Annotated in this window: 18 protein-coding genes and 1 riboswitch; of the genes, 8 read left to right on the top strand and 10 right to left on the bottom strand. The window is 42.3% G+C overall.

Annotated elements, in window-relative coordinates:
- Positions 1 to 21: 21 nt before the first annotated feature.
- A riboswitch (cobalamin riboswitch) is annotated at positions 22 to 162 on the bottom strand.
- 168 nt (positions 163 to 330) lie between these two features.
- From VB740_RS27205 to VB740_RS27190, 4 genes are all read right to left on the bottom strand, one after another.
- Positions 331 to 648: a type II toxin-antitoxin system RelE/ParE family toxin gene (locus tag VB740_RS27205; protein WP_323202971.1), complete on the bottom strand. Its 318-nt coding sequence runs from the start codon at positions 646 to 648 to the stop codon at positions 331 to 333.
- Complete coding sequence (locus VB740_RS27200; protein ID WP_323202970.1) at positions 639 to 911, bottom strand: CopG family ribbon-helix-helix protein; 273 nt, start codon at positions 909 to 911, stop codon at positions 639 to 641. The genes VB740_RS27205 and VB740_RS27200 overlap by 10 nt, the downstream gene beginning before the upstream one ends.
- A 142-nt stretch (positions 912 to 1,053) precedes the next feature.
- Positions 1,054 to 1,485 (bottom strand): hypothetical protein, encoded by a 432-nt coding sequence (locus VB740_RS27195; RefSeq protein WP_323202969.1) that lies wholly within the window; start codon positions 1,483 to 1,485, stop codon positions 1,054 to 1,056.
- Between the two features lie 27 nt (positions 1,486 to 1,512).
- Entirely contained in the window at positions 1,513 to 2,409 is an 897-nt protein-coding gene (locus VB740_RS27190) for an FAD-binding domain-containing protein (RefSeq protein WP_323202968.1), read from the bottom strand.
- 187 nt (positions 2,410 to 2,596) lie between these two features.
- On the opposite strand from VB740_RS27190, the gene VB740_RS27185 reads away from it, so the two are divergent.
- From VB740_RS27185 to VB740_RS27160, 6 genes are all read left to right on the top strand, one after another.
- Entirely contained in the window at positions 2,597 to 4,339 is a 1,743-nt protein-coding gene (locus VB740_RS27185; protein ID WP_323202967.1) for a serine/threonine-protein kinase, read from the top strand.
- A gap of 144 nt (positions 4,340 to 4,483) precedes the next feature.
- Positions 4,484 to 4,963 (top strand): thioredoxin-dependent thiol peroxidase, encoded by a 480-nt coding sequence (gene bcp / locus VB740_RS27180; RefSeq protein ID WP_323202966.1) that lies wholly within the window; start codon positions 4,484 to 4,486, stop codon positions 4,961 to 4,963.
- A 67-nt stretch (positions 4,964 to 5,030) separates the two neighbouring features.
- The gene (locus VB740_RS27175; protein WP_323202965.1) at positions 5,031 to 5,420 is read left to right on the top strand and encodes a hypothetical protein; all 390 of its coding nucleotides are present in this window, start codon (positions 5,031 to 5,033) and stop codon (positions 5,418 to 5,420) included.
- Between the two features lie 3 nt (positions 5,421 to 5,423).
- The gene (locus VB740_RS27170) at positions 5,424 to 5,819 is read left to right on the top strand and encodes a hypothetical protein (RefSeq protein WP_323202964.1); all 396 of its coding nucleotides are present in this window, start codon (positions 5,424 to 5,426) and stop codon (positions 5,817 to 5,819) included.
- 24 nt (positions 5,820 to 5,843) lie between these two features.
- Positions 5,844 to 6,470, top strand: coding sequence for a restriction endonuclease subunit R (locus VB740_RS27165; RefSeq protein WP_323202963.1), 627 nt, complete (start codon positions 5,844 to 5,846; stop codon positions 6,468 to 6,470).
- A 5-nt stretch (positions 6,471 to 6,475) separates the two neighbouring features.
- Positions 6,476 to 7,684 (top strand): IscS subfamily cysteine desulfurase, encoded by a 1,209-nt coding sequence (locus VB740_RS27160; RefSeq protein ID WP_323202962.1) that lies wholly within the window; start codon positions 6,476 to 6,478, stop codon positions 7,682 to 7,684.
- Here the strand turns inward: VB740_RS27160 and VB740_RS27155 are convergent.
- Positions 7,632 to 8,588: an aldo/keto reductase gene (locus VB740_RS27155; RefSeq protein WP_323202961.1), complete on the bottom strand. Its 957-nt coding sequence runs from the start codon at positions 8,586 to 8,588 to the stop codon at positions 7,632 to 7,634. The two genes, VB740_RS27160 and VB740_RS27155, sit on opposite strands and share 53 nt — an antisense overlap.
- Before the next feature lie 719 nt (positions 8,589 to 9,307).
- Between VB740_RS27155 and VB740_RS27150 the strand changes: the two genes are divergently transcribed.
- Together VB740_RS27150 and VB740_RS27145 are read left to right on the top strand one after the other, a co-directional pair.
- Positions 9,308 to 12,316, top strand: coding sequence for a UPF0182 family protein (locus VB740_RS27150; RefSeq protein WP_323202991.1), 3,009 nt, complete (start codon positions 9,308 to 9,310; stop codon positions 12,314 to 12,316).
- 118 nt (positions 12,317 to 12,434) lie between these two features.
- Positions 12,435 to 12,617 (top strand): hypothetical protein, encoded by a 183-nt coding sequence (locus VB740_RS27145; RefSeq protein WP_323202960.1) that lies wholly within the window; start codon positions 12,435 to 12,437, stop codon positions 12,615 to 12,617.
- A 57-nt stretch (positions 12,618 to 12,674) separates the two neighbouring features.
- Here the strand turns inward: VB740_RS27145 and VB740_RS27140 are convergent, their stop codons facing one another.
- From VB740_RS27140 to VB740_RS27120, 5 genes are all read right to left on the bottom strand, one after another.
- Entirely contained in the window at positions 12,675 to 13,142 is a 468-nt protein-coding gene (locus tag VB740_RS27140; protein ID WP_323202959.1) for a hypothetical protein, read from the bottom strand.
- A 104-nt stretch (positions 13,143 to 13,246) separates the two neighbouring features.
- Complete coding sequence (locus tag VB740_RS27135) at positions 13,247 to 13,549, bottom strand: hypothetical protein (protein ID WP_323202958.1); 303 nt, start codon at positions 13,547 to 13,549, stop codon at positions 13,247 to 13,249.
- A 249-nt stretch (positions 13,550 to 13,798) separates the two neighbouring features.
- On the bottom strand, positions 13,799 to 15,202 hold the full coding sequence (locus VB740_RS27130; protein ID WP_323202957.1) for a glycoside hydrolase 100 family protein: 1,404 nt from the start codon (positions 15,200 to 15,202) through the stop codon (positions 13,799 to 13,801).
- A 62-nt stretch (positions 15,203 to 15,264) separates the two neighbouring features.
- The gene (locus VB740_RS27125) at positions 15,265 to 16,074 is read right to left on the bottom strand and encodes a glucose 1-dehydrogenase (RefSeq protein WP_323202956.1); all 810 of its coding nucleotides are present in this window, start codon (positions 16,072 to 16,074) and stop codon (positions 15,265 to 15,267) included.
- 225 nt (positions 16,075 to 16,299) lie between these two features.
- Entirely contained in the window at positions 16,300 to 16,959 is a 660-nt protein-coding gene (locus tag VB740_RS27120; RefSeq protein WP_323202955.1) for a class I SAM-dependent methyltransferase, read from the bottom strand.
- Between the last annotated feature and the right edge of the window lie 90 nt (positions 16,960 to 17,049).

The following is a 17,049-nucleotide window of genomic DNA, read 5'->3' as shown; positions in this document are numbered from 1 at the left end:
GGGAGTATAAGGTGAGTGTGTCTTCTCTGACATCTTGAGAGTTGGCATTCTGACTTGGGCGATCCCATCACAGCTGCGGCACAGTCCCGGAATTTCACCGGAGTTTCCCAACTCCAAGCTTTAGTAATTTAGCACGAGAAGACAGTCAGAAAATTTAATGCTTCATATTTTGAATCAACCTTATCCACGCTGACAGAGGTAGCCCGTAGTTCATCGAAAGCGACGGGAAACTCAATTCCCAACAGTTAGGTGGACGAGGTTGTTCCCCCCGTGGCTTGGGACATTGGGCATAGTAGCGGTAAAAACTCCATGTTTTTCATCTGTGCCATCTCACTCCTCGTCTATACCCGATTCGTCAAGAATACGATCAATGTTCCGCATTCCAGGCAGAACCCGCAGAATTTCCAGACGCGTATCCTGAACTCTGTACACTACTACATAGACAGTCTTGCCAATTTGCGGTGTCACTAATTCCCTAGTACCAAAAACCCGCCCTGGTTTCCCAAGGTTCGGCATCACCAGCAACTTTTTGATAATTTGCTGTAGACGTGTGGCCACTTCACGAGCAGCTGATGGGCTAGCATCAGCAATGTAGTCCCGGATGCTTGCTAGGTCGGAAACAGCAAGCTCAAGAAAAACTAAACGCATGGAGATGGCTTTTCATTCTCCATTCCCCAAGTGTCGAGCCAAGCTGACACGTCCGAGCCTTCAATCCATTGAGCTTGTGGGCTATCAGCAATTTTCACCGCTTCTTCAATCATCTGGATTTGCCAGCTTGACTCTTCCACGTACAAAGCGATCGCCTCTGCCGCCAACCAAGACTTACTACGCCGTGTACTTTTAGCAAGAGCATCCAACTTCGCCTTAATCTCTGGCGTTAATCTAACGGTCACAACTTCGCTTTGAGACATCAAAAACTCTCCTTTTATCAGTCATTCTAGCTTTATGTATACGATGTATACAAGCGAATCATACTTAAATTCACAATTCTAAATTCGGCTGTTGGCGTTTAGACTGCTCCCGCCTTAATAAATATGCTCTAAAAGTTTATCGTTAGAAGTTCTTGCCTGATTCAAAAACATAATTTTGAGCCACTTTCCAATAGCGCGAGAATCGCTTCAGGTCAATATAGCCGTCATACTCAAAAAATGGTTCTACTTCTAGCACTTCCACTCCTATAGAACCCTCTATTTGATTGCAGATATCACCAAATCGGGGATTGGGACTGTTGGCTGTGACGACTAAATTCGCATCATTTTCTTGAGCAAAAGCTAAAATTTCTTGTCCCACATCGCCACGACGGATAACAACGGGTAACTCCAACAAGCATTCGTAGATAAAAGCGATGCGTTTGAGACTTAGTTGCCATTCCTCTATCAAAGCCTCGTCCCAAACCCAGATAGCTGGCGCACCGGGATATTTTTGTAGTACAGGGTTGTATGGACTGAGGCAATCTCCATGTATCCAAACAATTGGTTTAGTCATTTGTCATTTGTCATTTGTCATTAGTTATTATTCCTTTCCTTGTCCCCCTTGTCCTCCCCTACTCTCCCTGCTCCCCTGCTTCTTCTTTCCACGCTGCCAACTTTGGCTATTGGCTTGTTTGCTAAATTCCCCTTTGGGAAAAAGTCGCTGTTCTAATTCTTCATAACTGCCTTCAAAATCACAATGACCGTAAAGCGGACATTTTTGGCAATAAATGCCTTTGGTGTAGCGTTCTAAATTTTCACGGTTGAAAAAATATGGTTTCTGACTAAAGGTGCTGGCAACCCACTGCCATGACATATTATTACTAGCAGGATCTCCATCTAAAAGGTGTTCTAGAAACCATTTAGCTCCTGCTTGCCAACGAATACGCAGCCAATGGACAATGTAAGCCGCTAGCCACATTCGGGCGTGGTTATGTAGATAGCCAGTTTCTTTCAAGTCAAGGCTAAAACTGTCGATGCAAACTCTACCTGTGGTTCCTTGTCTGATATCTTGCGGCAATTCGGGTGCATATTCAGCCACAGTGTAACCAGTTTTGTACTCTTCCTGGTCTTTCCAGATTCCATCTCCTAACTTGACATACAACCGTTGCCAGTAGTCGCGCCAACCTAACTCGTTAATTAATTTTGTAGCATCGTTTTGTTGCTGTACTTGTTCAAGGATGTAATCTCGAATTTCTCGCAAACTCAAAACGCCATAGCGGATGTAAGGCGAAAGTCGCGTGACTGCACCTGCAAAAAAATTACGTGTTTGCGCGTAGCTGACTGCATCGATTTTTTGCAGCGCTTTGTGTGCAGCTTTGCGTCCTCCTACCGTTTCACTGATGTGGTGATCGCGTTGTGCCGCATCTGGGAATTGTTCACGCAGGTAGGCTACCAACTCATCGCGGTTGGTAAATTCGCGTTGCATATCTTTAGACATGTGACTTTGAAGGATGAGAATAAATAAACAAAAATATCTGTAGGTTAAGTCATTATTATGGCGGATAAATACAAGCGTAAACCGCAGGGATTGGCGCAGGCATAGCTTATTGTCCTAATTTTTACTGGTGACGTGAATATCGCAGTAAGGCTAGACTGTCAGGGCAAACTGTGTTGCAAAAAACACCATGACCTTCTGCATTAATCCCCACTGCTCAAGACCCCAAAATTCTGAAAATATACTGTTTTGTGAAGCTTGTGGCTCAGAATTGCTTTTGGAAGGGCGGTATCGAGTGACTCGCCAATTAGGTGCTGGTGGTTTTGCCAAGACATTTGAAGTCAACCACGCTAACACCCTCAAAGTCTTAAAAGTTCTGATGCTGAATGATGCCAAGGCAGTATCACTGTTTCAGCAAGAGGCACAAGTCTTAAGCCATCTGAATCATCCAGGGATTCCAAAGGGAGATGGGTACTTTACGTTCTCTCCCAAAAATAGCCAAGCGCCACTGCATTGCTTGGTAATGGAGAAAATCGAGGGGTTGGACTTGTATCAATATATGGAACAACGAAGTAATCGCCCCATTGATGAAAAGTTAGCACTTTTATGGCTAACTCAGTTGGCAAATATTTTACATGAAGTGCATCAGCAGAACTTTTTTCATCGAGATATCAAGCCACCAAATATTATGCTCAAAGCCGATGGACATCTGGCTTTGATAGACTTTGGTACAGCAAGAGAAGTTACATCAACCTATCATCAAAAAGCAGCAGGCCAGAATATAACAGGGATTTTTTCACCTGGTTATACACCACTAGAACAAGCCAATGGTAAAGCCGTACCACAATCAGATTTTTTCGCCCTCGGTCGCACATTTGTTTATTTACTTACTGGCAAATCTCCAGATCAATTTTCTGAAGACCCGCGAACTGGTAAGTTAATGTGGCGAGACAGTGCCTCACAAATATCTAAGCAGGTAGCTGGTTTGATTGATTACCTGATGGAAGCATTTCCTGGCAAGCGTCCTCAAAATGCCCAAATGATTTTTAGGTGTCTATCAGAACTTAATTCAACTGTACAGTCATATTCCCCTTCTTCAGCATCACAATTACCACCTACCGAAATAGAAAAGCCTAAATACAGTAGGCCAGTTAAAACGTTAGCGACTACTCAAATTAAATCTTCAAAAACTCAAACAAATATATTCTCTAGCCAGACTGCTCAATTCACAGGCGGAATAATTGCTTTTGCTATACTTTTTTTAATTAAATTCGGTAGTCGGGGAATTTATAAGTTATTTGATTCTCATCCAAGTCAGCCAGTGGTAACTTCAACACCAACTGAGCTACAAGCAAGTACTGATTCAACGAGTCAACAACCTTCTATCCCCCAGGAAAATATATCTTCAGGTGTTCCATCTGGTTGGAATAAGTTTGAGGGTGGTGGTGCAGAATTGTGGTTGCCTCCAAGTTGGGAAGGTGGCGATCCCAATCAAAATATAGATGCAATGATTAGAAAAATAGAAAGCCTTGGTTCAAGCTGGGAAGGGTCTGCTCAAATGCTGAAACTAAACCCTTCAGCCTTTTCTATCTTGGCTTTTGACTCGTACAAGGGTGAATCAAGCTTCCCAACTAGTGTAATTGTCTCTTATGAAAAAATACCTATCAAGATGAATTTAGAAACTTATTTACAAGAGACACTCAATAAGTTTCCTTCTGATATTCGGGTGATAAATGTAAAGACAGGATCTATTGAAGGCTATGAAATAGGAAAAATAATCACGGAAATACGGCTTCGGGATGCTAAACAAATATACTATTTAATTAAAGACAGAAACAGTATTAGGGCTGTAATCTTTTCTACTAGTGCCAATGAATTTGAAGTACGTTTACCAGTATTTGAAGCAAGTGTTGGTACCTTCTCAATTAAGTAGTAGCTTGTAAGTAAAAATTGCTTCTAATTGTTTGGGTTTTGCTATTGTTAAACTAAAACTAATACTATTCGTAACTAAATTGTTACGTGTGATAGCTCACTTATGTAAAATTCTAAAGCGATCGCAATCTCTCACACTTCTATCATGAGCAATATTCCCCAAGTCGGACAACCAGCGCCAGATTTCTCCACTCCTGACCAAAATGGCAATTCAGTCTCTCTCGACGATCTCAGCAGTCAGTGGGTTGTCCTCTACTTCTATCCCAAAGATGACACACCTGGTTGTACCACCGAAGCGAAAGATTTCACCGAGTTGTATCAAGATTTCAGCGCACTGGGAGCGAAAATCTTAGGCGTGAGTCCAGATTTGGGTAAATCCCATTGTAAATTTATCAGCAAACATAACTTGTCAATTACCCTCTTGAGTGACCCAGAACATATTTTGACAGAAGCTTACGGCGCTTGGCGCTTAAAAAAATTTATGGGCAAAGAATATATGGGTGTTGTTCGCTCAACTTTTTTAATTTCACCTGATAAAATAATTGTCTATGCTTGGCCGAATGTGAAAACTAAAGGTCATGCTCTGGCAGTTTTAACTAAATTACGGGAATTAGCAGCCATATAACGCAACTGAATGCAGGTATAGTTACAGCAATGCTACGTGAATCATATTGATAGCAAGAAAGCAGGATGTGAGCAGCTTATTTGAGCAAGCGATCGCCGATGCACTGAACTCAGTCAATCCTCAAAAAGTTCTGGAAGGCAAAGTTGCTAATGCTATCATCCAGGCAGGGTTTGATTTAGTTAGTTTTAATAAAACAGTGGGTCTAAATGGCGAAGTCGGTGAAATCGATGTGGAAACCAGTAACGCTATCATCGAAGTAACAACCCAAACTGCTCGAAAGTTGAAGCAAGTTCAAAAGTTGATATCAAACTCTGATTTGAATCCCTTGAACAAGCCTGTTATTCTTTATGCACCCAATTATAAATTTACTCCGGCTCAAGATATCATCGCTACAGGCAGTGATGTAGTTTGCAGTCAAGATGAATTATTAGAATTATTATCCATACTAGGAGCATAAGTGATGCCAGAACCCATTTCTTTAATTTCTAGTGCTGAGATTAAACCGGGAGAATTTTTGAGTTTTCTGCAATATTCTGGAGTATTACTACATCCAGATAATGTATATGATGGGCGTATTTCTAGAAACAATACTCATGTTTGGATTGTTTTAGATAATACTGAATTAAAAAATTTTAATCCTGATGAAATTGAACTCATAACCCAGAAGCTTAGAGCTAAACCTCAGACTCACATTCTACTTGATGTCAGCAAAACTTCAGGAAGTGAGCAATTAGCCCTAGAGTTTGCGTGTCAGTTTGCCGAAAAATGGTCTTGTGTTGTCTATAATTCAAGTCAAAGAGTCTACTCAGCACAGGAATTGTTAGGGTTATGCCAAACAGAACTAGGTTTTGTTTAGATAGTATATAGAGTTGCATAAACTATGGTTCAATTTATCCAAGCACAAAATGTCGGGCTTGCCTATTTGGAGGAAAAATTTAGTCTACAGCTAGCTGAAGATGAGGCATTCTTCACAGAATGGTTTGAAAATTTACCGGAAATTACAGATTTAGACAAGCAAGATTTAGACAAAATAAAACTTCATTTTCTCCGTTTAGTAAAGCGTCCTCCTTTGTCAGAAGAAACGGTGAAATTAGTAGTTTTATCTCCTTTACTCAATTTAGCTGGATTCTATGATGAGCCTTTTTATATGAGAGGCGAGGAATCAATAAGAATTTCTGCGGAAGATGAAGGAGAAATCATTAGAGGTAGAATTGATGTTTTAGTTATTCAAGAACAATTCTGGTTGTTAGTGATTGAATCTAAAAGGTCTAGCTTTTCTCTTTTAGAAGCCGTACCTCAAGCACTTGTTTATATGTTGGCTAATCCTAATCAAGACAAACCTACTTTTGGATTAGTAACAAATGGTAGTGATTTTATTTTCCTGAAGCTCACCAAAGAAAATCAGCCAAAGTATGCCATATCTGACCAATTTACACTTTTGAAACGAAAAAGTGAACTGTATCAAGTTCTAAGCATATTAAAAAATTTGAGTCAAAGTTTGAGTTAATAATTATGTCTATTCGCCCTATATACCTTGATTGCCACGCTACTACAGCCGTAGATGAACGAGTACTAGCAGCAATGCTCCCCTACTTCACAGAAAAGTTTGGCAACCCATCTAGTATTGGTCATGTTTACGGTTGGGAAGCAGAAGCTGCTGTCAAACAAACGCGAGAGATTTTAGCAGCAGCAATTAACGCTACTCCTGAAGAAATTGTTTTTACCAGCGGTGCAACAGAAGCGAATAATTTAGCTATTAAAGGTGTTGCCGAAGCTTATTTTAAAAAAGGTCAGCATATTATTACTGTTGTCACTGAACATAATGCAGTAACTGACCCTTGTAATTATTTAAAAACTCTCGGTTTTGAAATTACTATTCTCCCAGTTCAAAAAGATGGATTGATTGATTTAAATGAGTTACAAAAAGCTTTCCGTCCTGAGACAATTTTGGTGTCGGTAATGGCTGCAAATAACGAAATTGGCGTTTTACAGCCTTTAGCAGAAATTGGGGAACTATGCCATGCTTACAACATCATTTTCCACACCGATGCAGCCCAAGCTATTGGTAAAATTCCCCTAGATGTGCAAGCGATGAAAATTGATTTGATGTCGCTAACCGCACACAAAGTATATGGCCCAAAAGGAATTGGGGCGTTGTACGTCCGCAGGCGCAACCCTAGAGTGCAACTAGCTCCTCAGCAGCACGGTGGCGGACATGAACGGGGAATGCGGTCTGGAACATTGTATACACCGCAAATTGTCGGCTTTGGGAAAGCTGTAGAAATCGCTTTGGCTGAACAAGCAACAGAAAACCAACGCCTCACCCAGTTAAGGCAAAGCTTGTGGTCACAGCTTTCCCAACTTGAAGGAATTCATCTCAATGGACACCCTCAACAGCGATTGGCAGGAAACTTGAATATCAGCGTTGAGGGAGTAGATGGAGCCGCACTTTTGCTAGGATTACAGCCAGTAATGGCGATTTCTTCTGGTTCTGCTTGCTCATCGGCAAGTACTGCACCCTCCCATGTCCTGACAGCACTGGGAAACCCCCAACAGCTAGCTTATGCCTCAGTGCGGTTTGGGATTGGACGGTTTAATACCCAAGAGGAAATTGATATTGTGGCAAAACATGCGATCGCTACTATTCAAAGTTTACGCAAAACCTCTTTTATGGGTTCTCACCAAGAAAAGCAGCAATTTGATCTAGCTCCTGCTGATTGAGGCGAAATTCCCCAGCAGCGATGATTCCTTCCACCTGCTTGGGATTGCGTGCGCCAACGATCGCAGCCGTCACCGCCGGATTGTTCAAAGTCCAAGCGATCGCTACTTCACCGGGAGAGCGATCGTGTTGCTTACCAATTTGCTGCAACACCTCCACCAGCTTCAGGTTACGAGATAAACGTGGCTCCTGAAATTCACTGCTATTCTTGCGCCAATCATCATCTGGTAAATTGGCAATCCTCTCAGGTGTCATCTTTCCTGTAAGTAAGCCAGATTGCATCGGTGAATACACAATTACACCGATGTTATTTTCTTTACAGAAGGGCAAAATCTCGTTTTCGACATCGCGCTTAACCAATGAATAAGGCGGTTGTAATGAGGTAACTGGGGCAATCTTTTGGATACGTTTCAACTGTTCGACATTGAAATTTGAAACTCCGATATAGCGAACCTTCCCTTCATCTATGAGCTTGGCGAGAGTCGTCCAGCCTTCTTCGATATCTGAGTCTGGATTAGGCCAGTGGATTTGATAGAGATCAATGGTTTCAATATCGAGTCGGCGCAAACTATCTTCAACCTCCCGCCGTACAGAATCAGCCTTCAAGCTGCGACCAATTTCGCCCTTTTCATCCCAAATCATTGAGCATTTAGTGAAAATGTAAGGGCGACTAGATCGACCTTTGAGCGCCTTAGCAACAACCTCCTCAGAATGTCCCAGACCATAGATAGCTGCGGTGTCAATCCAATTAACGCCGAGATCGAGAGCGCGAGCGATCGCTTCAATCGATTCCTGGTCATCCTGCGCTCCCCAACCAAAAGCCCATCCACTTCCACCGATCGCCCAGGCTCCAAAGCCGATTGGGGTAATGTGAAGCTCCGAATTACCGAGCTGTTTGGTTTGCATATCTATTTCTCCAAGAATTTTTGAGTCAATTGCTAGTTTAGGTTGCAAATAGTTTCTCAACCGCTATCTGGAGTGTGAATGACTACTAGTGAAAACACAACAGCGAATCATTACTTATGTAGGATTATTAAATCCTGAATGTTGTGTTGATATACACTATTTATACATTAGTACAGAACGGCGTAAATCCAGCTACTATCTCAATTAACCAGATAAGTGGCTCAAGTCCCAAGTCTTCCGGCACAGTGTACTAGACTAGACTTGCTCAAAGATAGTAGGCCATACCGCCAACGGAGTTTTGAAACAAGCTGGAATTTCCAAAACTTTTTAGGGAGGTAGCAAGTAAGGACGGTAGAACAGAAAAAATAGACTTCTAATCAGCAAGTTTGAGGCTGGGAATTCGGAACTTCCTGCTTTGAACTGCAATATCCGAGTTCTAAGGCAATACAGTTCAGTTAGTGATGTTTGACCTCGGAAGATCCCCCCAACCCCCTTAAAAAGGTGCTTAGGGACTTCCAAGAAATAAATTATCCAATCTTGTGGGGTGGGCATCTTGCCCGCCTTTGACTATGGGCTATCGTGTCGCCCACCCCACAATAAATAGTTGTATATTTTTTTATTTGGAAGTCCCTTAGTTTCCTCCTTTTTAAGGAGGGTTAGAGAGGATCAAGCCTTAACTGAACTGTATTGAGTTCTAAGGATCAATGATGGTGAATCAAATGTATTGGAAATGGGGCTTTAGACTATTAATTGTATTCTTCGGGCTGTGGCTGCTCCTGGATCTGGGTTCCCGTATGGGAGCAGAGATTTTTTGGTTTCAGGAAGTCGGCTATCTCCAAGTATTTCTGTTGAGGGTGGTAACTCGTGGTGTTTTGTGGGTAGTGGTGGCTGGGATAACTGCTGCTTATCTACTGCTAAACCTGGCTCTCGCACAACGGCTAAAATATCCCCAGTCTTTGAAGATTGAAGAAGTTAGGCGTGAGGAAGCAGAACTGGGTAGTGAATTAAAAAACTTTCTCAGTCCTCATTATTCAAGACGCAACGAAACCCAAACACTTACATCGCAACGCCTTAAACCATTCAGATTGCGCTGGTTATTACCCCTAGCTTTCGTACTAAGCTTGTTAATCGGGTTAATGCTGGCTCACTATGGTCAAATTGCTCTTTCTTACTGGCATCCTCCTGTTAATAAAGTTAGTCAACCCATTCTTGCCCTATTTCGGCCAGAGACAATCTGGCAACTCTTAAGGCAGATTTCCTCTCAAGTCTGGTATTTCGGCTTAATTGGGGGAATAGCGATCGCAATCTTAATTTATCCTCAATTTTTATTAACTGCGATCGCAATTCTCTTCAGTCCCCTTTTTGGGTTGATCCTATTCCAAAACTGGGCAAAGGTGCTGCAATATTTCCACCCCACCCTTTTCAACAGAACTGAGCCTTTATTTGGTCAAGATATCAGCTTTTACGTATTTTCCTTACCCTTTTGGGAACTGCTAGAACTCTGGCTGATGGGATTATGTTTGTATGGTTTTGTCGCCGTTACTCTCACTTATCTCTTATCGGCTGACAGTTTGAGTCAGGGGATTTTCCCTGGTTTTTCACCCCAGCAGCAGCGTCATTTATACGGTATGGGTGGCTTGTTGATGCTGGTAGTGGCTTTTAGTTATTGGCTGAGTCGCTATGAACTGGTGTATTCTACCCGTGGAGTAAGTTATGGTGCCAGCTATACCGATGTGACAGCCCAGTTGCCAGCTTACACCCTCTTGTGCATCGTGGCAGGAGCGATCGCAACTTACTTACTTTGGCGAACGTTTTTCTGGAAACCCAAATCTCAGTATCGTCGTTTAGTATTTTACGGATTAGGGGTTTATCTAGTACTAGTTGTAGCAGCTGATGTTGTTATACCTGCTGTGGTGCAATCTTTAATTGTCCAACCTAATGAGTTGCAACGAGAGCAACCCTACATTCAGCGGACTATTGCCTTGACTCGCCAAGCATTCGATTTAGAGGTAATCGATGCCAGAACCTTCAACCCCCAAGGAACACTAACTGAAGCTGATATTCAAAATAATGACTTGACAATTCGGAATATTCGCCTTTGGGATCAGCGACCACTGTTACAAACTAACCGTCAACTGCAACAAATCCGACCGTATTATCGCTTCCCCGATGCCGATATTGATCGGTATACTTTATTATCAGATATAACTCCACGCCGACCATCAGCCCCCCAAAAACCGCCAGAACCGCAGCAGCAAGCAGCTGAATCAACAGAACGGCGGCAGGTACTAATTGCTGGACGAGAACTAAACTACAGTGCAGTACCACAGGAAGCTCAAACATGGGTTAACCGCCATTTAATTTATACCCACGGTTTTGGGTTCACTGTTAGCCCAGTTAATACAGTTGGGCCGGGTGGGCTACCAGAATATTTTGTCAAAGATATTAGCGGTGATAGTAGTGCCCTGACAACTTCCAGTGAAGCCATTCGTGACAGTATTCCCATTGGACAACCCCGAATTTATTATGGTGAAATAGCCAATACCTATGTAATGACTGGCACAAGAGTTAGAGAGCTAGACTATCCCAGTGGTAGTGACAATGTTTACAACTCTTACGATGGTCTGGGTGGTGTTCAAATTGGTTCAGCATGGCGACGCTGGCTCTTTGCCATGTATTTGAAGGATTGGCAAATGTTATTCACACGGGACTTTTTGCCTGAGACAAAGGTATTGTTTCGGCGAAATGTGAAGCAGCGGATTCAAGCGATCGCACCTTTTCTCAAATTTGACAGCGACCCTTATTTAGTAGCTGCTAATGCTAATCAAGATTTACCAAGCAATCCCAGTTATCTTTACTGGATTGTTGATGGTTACACAACGAGCGATCGCTATCCTTACTCAGACACTAGTAACGATGGTATCAACTACATTCGTAACTCGATCAAGGTAGTGATTGATGCCTACAACGGCAGCGTTAATTTTTATATTGCCGATAAGAGCGATCCGATCATTGCCACTTGGTCAAGGATATTTCCCAACACCTTCAAACCGCTCAGTGCCATGCCGATTACTCTCCGCAGTCATATTCGCTATCCTGTGGACTTCTTCAAAATTCAATCTCAACGGTTGATGACCTACCACATGACCGACCCCCAGGTATTCTACAACCGGGAAGATCAGTGGCAGATTCCTAATGAAATCTATGGCAGCGAAGCCCGTCCGGTAGAGCCGTATTATTTGATTACTAGTCTACCCACCGTACCTTTTGAAGAGTTCATCCTGCTTCTACCCTACACTCCCCGGCAGCGAACTAATTTAATCGCTTGGTTAGCGGCGCGATCGGATGGTGATAATTACGGTAAGTTATTGTTATATACTTTTCCCAAAGAAAGACTGGTCTACGGTCCAGAGCAAATTGAGGCGCGGATTAACCAAGACCCAGCAATTTCTCAGCAAATTTCCCTGTGGAATCGCCAGGGTTCGAGAGCCATTCAGGGCAATCTATTAGTAATTCCCATTGAGCAATCCCTGCTGTACGTCGAGCCAATCTATCTAGAAGCCACACAGAATAGTTTGCCGACTTTGGTGCGGGTAGTTGTGGCTTACGAAAACCGGATTGTCATGGCACAAACATTAGAACAAGCCTTGCAGGGAATTTTTAAACCAGAGGTTACACCAGCCCCTGCGATTATCCGTCCTTTTGAAGAAGCAGTCCCGCCAGGTTAAGTTATTTTAAGACTAAATAGTTACATAACAGGTGACAGTGAGCGATTGCCATTAACAAAATTTATTGGAACAGACATAGTTTAATAGTTCAACATAATGTAATAGACACTAAAAGTTAATGGACATGGTACAAAGTAACCAACTAGAAATTCGCCACATTAGTCCTGAAGTGAGGAAGTTGATTAAAATGTACGCCGATGTTAATAACTGTACGCAGTCTGAGATGTTGGAACGCATTATTTTGGAGTGGGATGCCCAACAAAGCGAGAGTGAACGACCGCCAGGAGACGAAGATGAATAGCTTTCTTGGACAATCTCTAATCAGCTTCTAGCGATAGACTTTGATGAATTTGGCTCTTTAGTTGGAGAAAAACTTTTTAGAGATTGGGTCTTGTTTGAGGGATTGAATAAAATCCCTCAAAGTCATTATGGTGCCTGTTAAAGTGAATTTAGGAGTGCCATTTGGAGCAACGATTCTCACTTCACCATCTTGGATCTGAATCTTATTTTTAATACTATCCCATAGAGTCTCGAAGCTTTCATCATCCTTGCAACCATTGGCTTCAAGGAATTTTTGGCGGACTTCTGTTTTTAGTGCTAATGCTTCTGCTGCTTGAGTCCGCGCCTCAAAGTGCTTAACTACATCTTCATAAGCACTTTCCCTCAAAGTTTTGTTTTCAGCTTGAACTTGCTCTAACTGAGTTTTTATAGCTTGTAGTTGGGACGCTAAAGCAGATGATTTTTGGTATTCAAGTTTTAAGGCTTGCTTTGCATTTGCTAACAAGGCTTTATAATCTAGCTGATCTTGATTTTTTTCGGATTGCATTTTTATCTCTTGATCAACAGATTTTCTATGGAAAACCTCGTCAGTTTTTGTAATAAAACTGACGAGAGTTTTAGTAAATATTTTCTGTGTTATCTAAGTATTCGTTATTGTACTAATAATGGTGTTTCCGAGTGAGGATTTTCCTGGATACTACTCAGACTAGAACTAATGTGGGAACGGATAGCTCTTTCATAAACACTAGTCTGCTGAGTGCGTACCCCTACAGCTTGATATATTAAGTTAACTTCTGGGAATTCAGACCAATACATCAAGAAAATGTCTTTAGCTGGAGTAATAATTTCATAATTATTCTCTTGTCTTTTCTTTCTGAGCTTACAATTATTTAGTTGTAATTTTTGTCTGAATAGTTGTTCAAATTCTGAAATTAAATCTGAAGTAGTTTTCATGGTTTATACACGTTAAAACGTGTTAATGATGCAAAGACTATCTTGTGATACTACTCAGTATGACACTTCAGATACCTCTTACAATATAGTGTATCAGTTATCTGCTATTTGAGGCTTTAAAATTTACCTTTGCGTAATCCTTGGAGAAGCAAGCTAGGTGTAGCATCTCCAAGAGTTGCGGTACTAGTTAGCAGAGGTATCCTCTATGAGTACAACGGTTAAATCATCGCCTTGGGGGGCAATCTGTACCTACAGGCTACAGCCTGGGCCTTCAACTCCCTCTCCAAAGCTGATTAATTCCAAGTAATCTGGATTTTCCACAAACTTTTTAGCAGCTAGCAAGCCGGCAATGCTCCAAGTTTGATAAATTCTGGCTTCTTTGCCAATTAAACGACCATTATTGCCATCGTAGTATTCCGGGAATTTATCCTTAAATAAACGCTTTTCAGCAATGGCTACAGCTGCTTGGGCAAGTTCTGTTCGACCTGCTTTCTGGGCCGCAGCGGTAAATAACCACAGTAAAACTGGCCAGTTACCACCGTTGTGATAAGACCAAGCGATATTTTTGGAGTCACATCCTGTAACAATTTTCCACTCTAAACCTTCCAAAGCTGGAAAGCAGATTTTAACAGGCATATAGCCAATCAAGTCTTGCCAGCGTTGGGCAAACAAATTCATGATGCTTTGAGATTCGCCTTCACTAGCTAAAGAAGCTAAGATTGCCATCAGGTTTCCCAGAGCAAAAAAGCGAAAATCCATCCGTCCTGGTCCCAGATTTCCGGCTAAATATCCTCCAGTTCCAGGTAACCACTCGGTCAACCAACTGGGGATAGATTCTGAGTGGATGTTAAATTTATTCGCAACTTCTGTACCAAATTCGTTACCTTTGTAACGATAGATTTCTCCCAATCGCTTCAGGTCTAGCCAATAATAGTTGCGGATATGATATTTCAAAGCTCCCAATCGCCTATTGACTTTGCCAATGTAGCTATCGCCATCCCCATCTGGTAAAAGCAATTCAGTAGATGCCCTAAGAGACGCATAGAATAGCACCTGAATTTCTAGAGGATGTTCGTAGACTCCCATACGACGGTCAATCATAAACGCGCCATCGGGAACTAACATTGTTGGATACATGGAAAACCGATGTACTAGGCAAAGATCCAAAATGAGTTTGATTCCTACTTGAAAATCTGGCTGACGCGCTAGTGACAAATCGCCTGTAGCTTTTTCATAAGCCCGTAGCAGGAGAATCCACCACATAGAGGAATCAACTGGGGGAACGCGAGCGATCGCCTGCTCACCAAAATCAGCGACTAAAAACTCCTCATTCCCATTAGAATGTACTTTGAAACTAGCAGGCATTAACCCCGATCCTGGTTCAAAGCAGTCCATCTGCTTGTCATGACTTTGTAATTTCAGTGTTTCTACTAAGAAGTTACGCACAATCTCTGCTTTGCCATGCATGAGAAACACCAAGGCAGAAGGGACAAAATCGCGGAGGAAGCACTGGTCATAATTGAGTGCATCTAATTCAGGATCGTGGGCAGCTACAGTCCCAATGGGTCTTCCTTGGTAATAGATTACCGACTTTTCTAACAATTCCCAGGCTTCTGCTTCCAGCAGACTGTTCTTATCGATCGCGCTAGTCATGGACGTTTAATTCCACTAATGGTATGTATCGGCTCAATTGTGGAAAGTACGCAAGCCTTATTTCAAGCTGACCAGCTTTCTCGGAAGTCAGCATACAAAGTCAATCCACCATCTACGAATAGGGTTTGTCCAGTGATGTAGGCGGCTTCATCCGAAGCTAAAAAAGCTACTGCGGCTGCCATTTCCTCTGAGGAGCCAGCACGCCCCATTGGAATGTGACTTTCCACGATCGCCTTTTTTTCGGGGTCATCTATCCAGGCTTGATTTATTGGAGTGATTGTTGCTCCGGGAGCAACGGCGTTGACACGAATACCTTGGCTTGCATATTCCAATGCTAAGGTTTTGGTCAGGTTTTCCATACCGCCTTTGCTAATGGAATAACTGATATACATCGGTCGCGGAATAATTTCGTGAACACTGGAAATATTAATAATCACCCCCGGACACTTAAGAGACAGGAGGTGTTTAATAGTTTCACGGGCACAGAGATAAGCACCCCGGAGATTGACTGCAATTACCCGGTCAAAGTCTGCTGTGGTAACTTCGTGGGATGGACTTTCTGTTTGAATGCCAGCATTGTTAACTAGAATATCTAAACTACCAAATTCCTTTACTACGGTGTTGACCATCTCAACAATGTCTGATTCTTGGGAGACATCTCCCTGAACCGGTAGCGACTTCACACCACAATTTTCGATGTTTCCGCAGGCTTTTTGCAATGCCATCTCTTCCGTATCTACCGCGCCTTCAGGGCTTTTGCGGTAATTGATAGCGATATTGCACCCTTCTTGAGCGAGTTTGATAGCGATCGCCTGACCAATACCTGAAGTTGCACCTGTAATTAAAGCATTCTTTCCTTTTAACCCTATCATATTTTCTGCCTAAGCTGCCCTTGGTTGAATTTGCACTCAGTTAAATTATTTTGAATTTTAGATTATTGTTTTCAGAATTGAAATTTAGCAATGTCATCCATCTAAGGGGGGAATCATAAATTAAAAATAGGTCTTTCCTAATTTTGAATTTCTGATAGTATTTGACGAAATCTCTGCTACAGATCAATCGGCTGTAGCAAAGATTGTTGAAAATGATATTATTCCCTAGCGCAAATTCGCTGGCACATTTTCAGGAACTACCCAATAGTAAATAGTTTTGCCGTCTACAGTTAGCGTCTGCTCTGGTTTCCAATCGCCCATATCGAAGGCGTGGGAGACAATGCGAGTCCCAGGTTTGAGTTCACTCAATATCTTCGGACGAAGTTTGGCGTTAACCTCTGGCAATAAGTAAAGTGTAACTACTGTTGCTTCACTAAAATCAGTGGTGAACAAATCTTGCTGGACAAACTTGACGCGATCAGTTACTCCTGCCTTTTTGGCATTTTCATTAGCCTCTTGAATGCGTTCAGGGTTAATATCTATGCCGACACCGCGTGTACCAAACTTTTGTGCCGCAGTAACGACAATTCTCCCATCACCGCTACCAAGGTCGTAAAGCACATCATTCTTACCCACTTTTGCCACTTTCAACATTGCATCTACCACTGGCTGTGGTGTAGGTACATAAGGAACATCGCCAGCGCGTTCTTGTGGTTGAGTTGTGGGAGTTGTTGCAGATGGTGTTTCGGTTTCGGTCTGGCCCGTCAAAGTAGAAGGTTGTGTCCCGGCTTCTAAGTCTGTGCCTTGCGGTGTACACCCAGCAATTCCCAAGCTGGTAATACTAACCCCTGTAACCAGTAAAAACAGAATTTTTTTGAAGTTCATGAATTGTCTCCTTGATTGAGTAGCTTTTGGTTAGTAGTTAGTAAGCTAATCGGCATTTAAATTGCAACATAGTCACTATTGCCTTTGTTT

The sequence above is a fragment of the Nostoc sp. UHCC 0251 genome, assembly GCF_034932245.1.
Classification (GTDB): domain Bacteria; phylum Cyanobacteriota; class Cyanobacteriia; order Cyanobacteriales; family Nostocaceae; genus Nostoc.
This window is presented reverse-complemented; position numbering and strand designations above follow the sequence as displayed.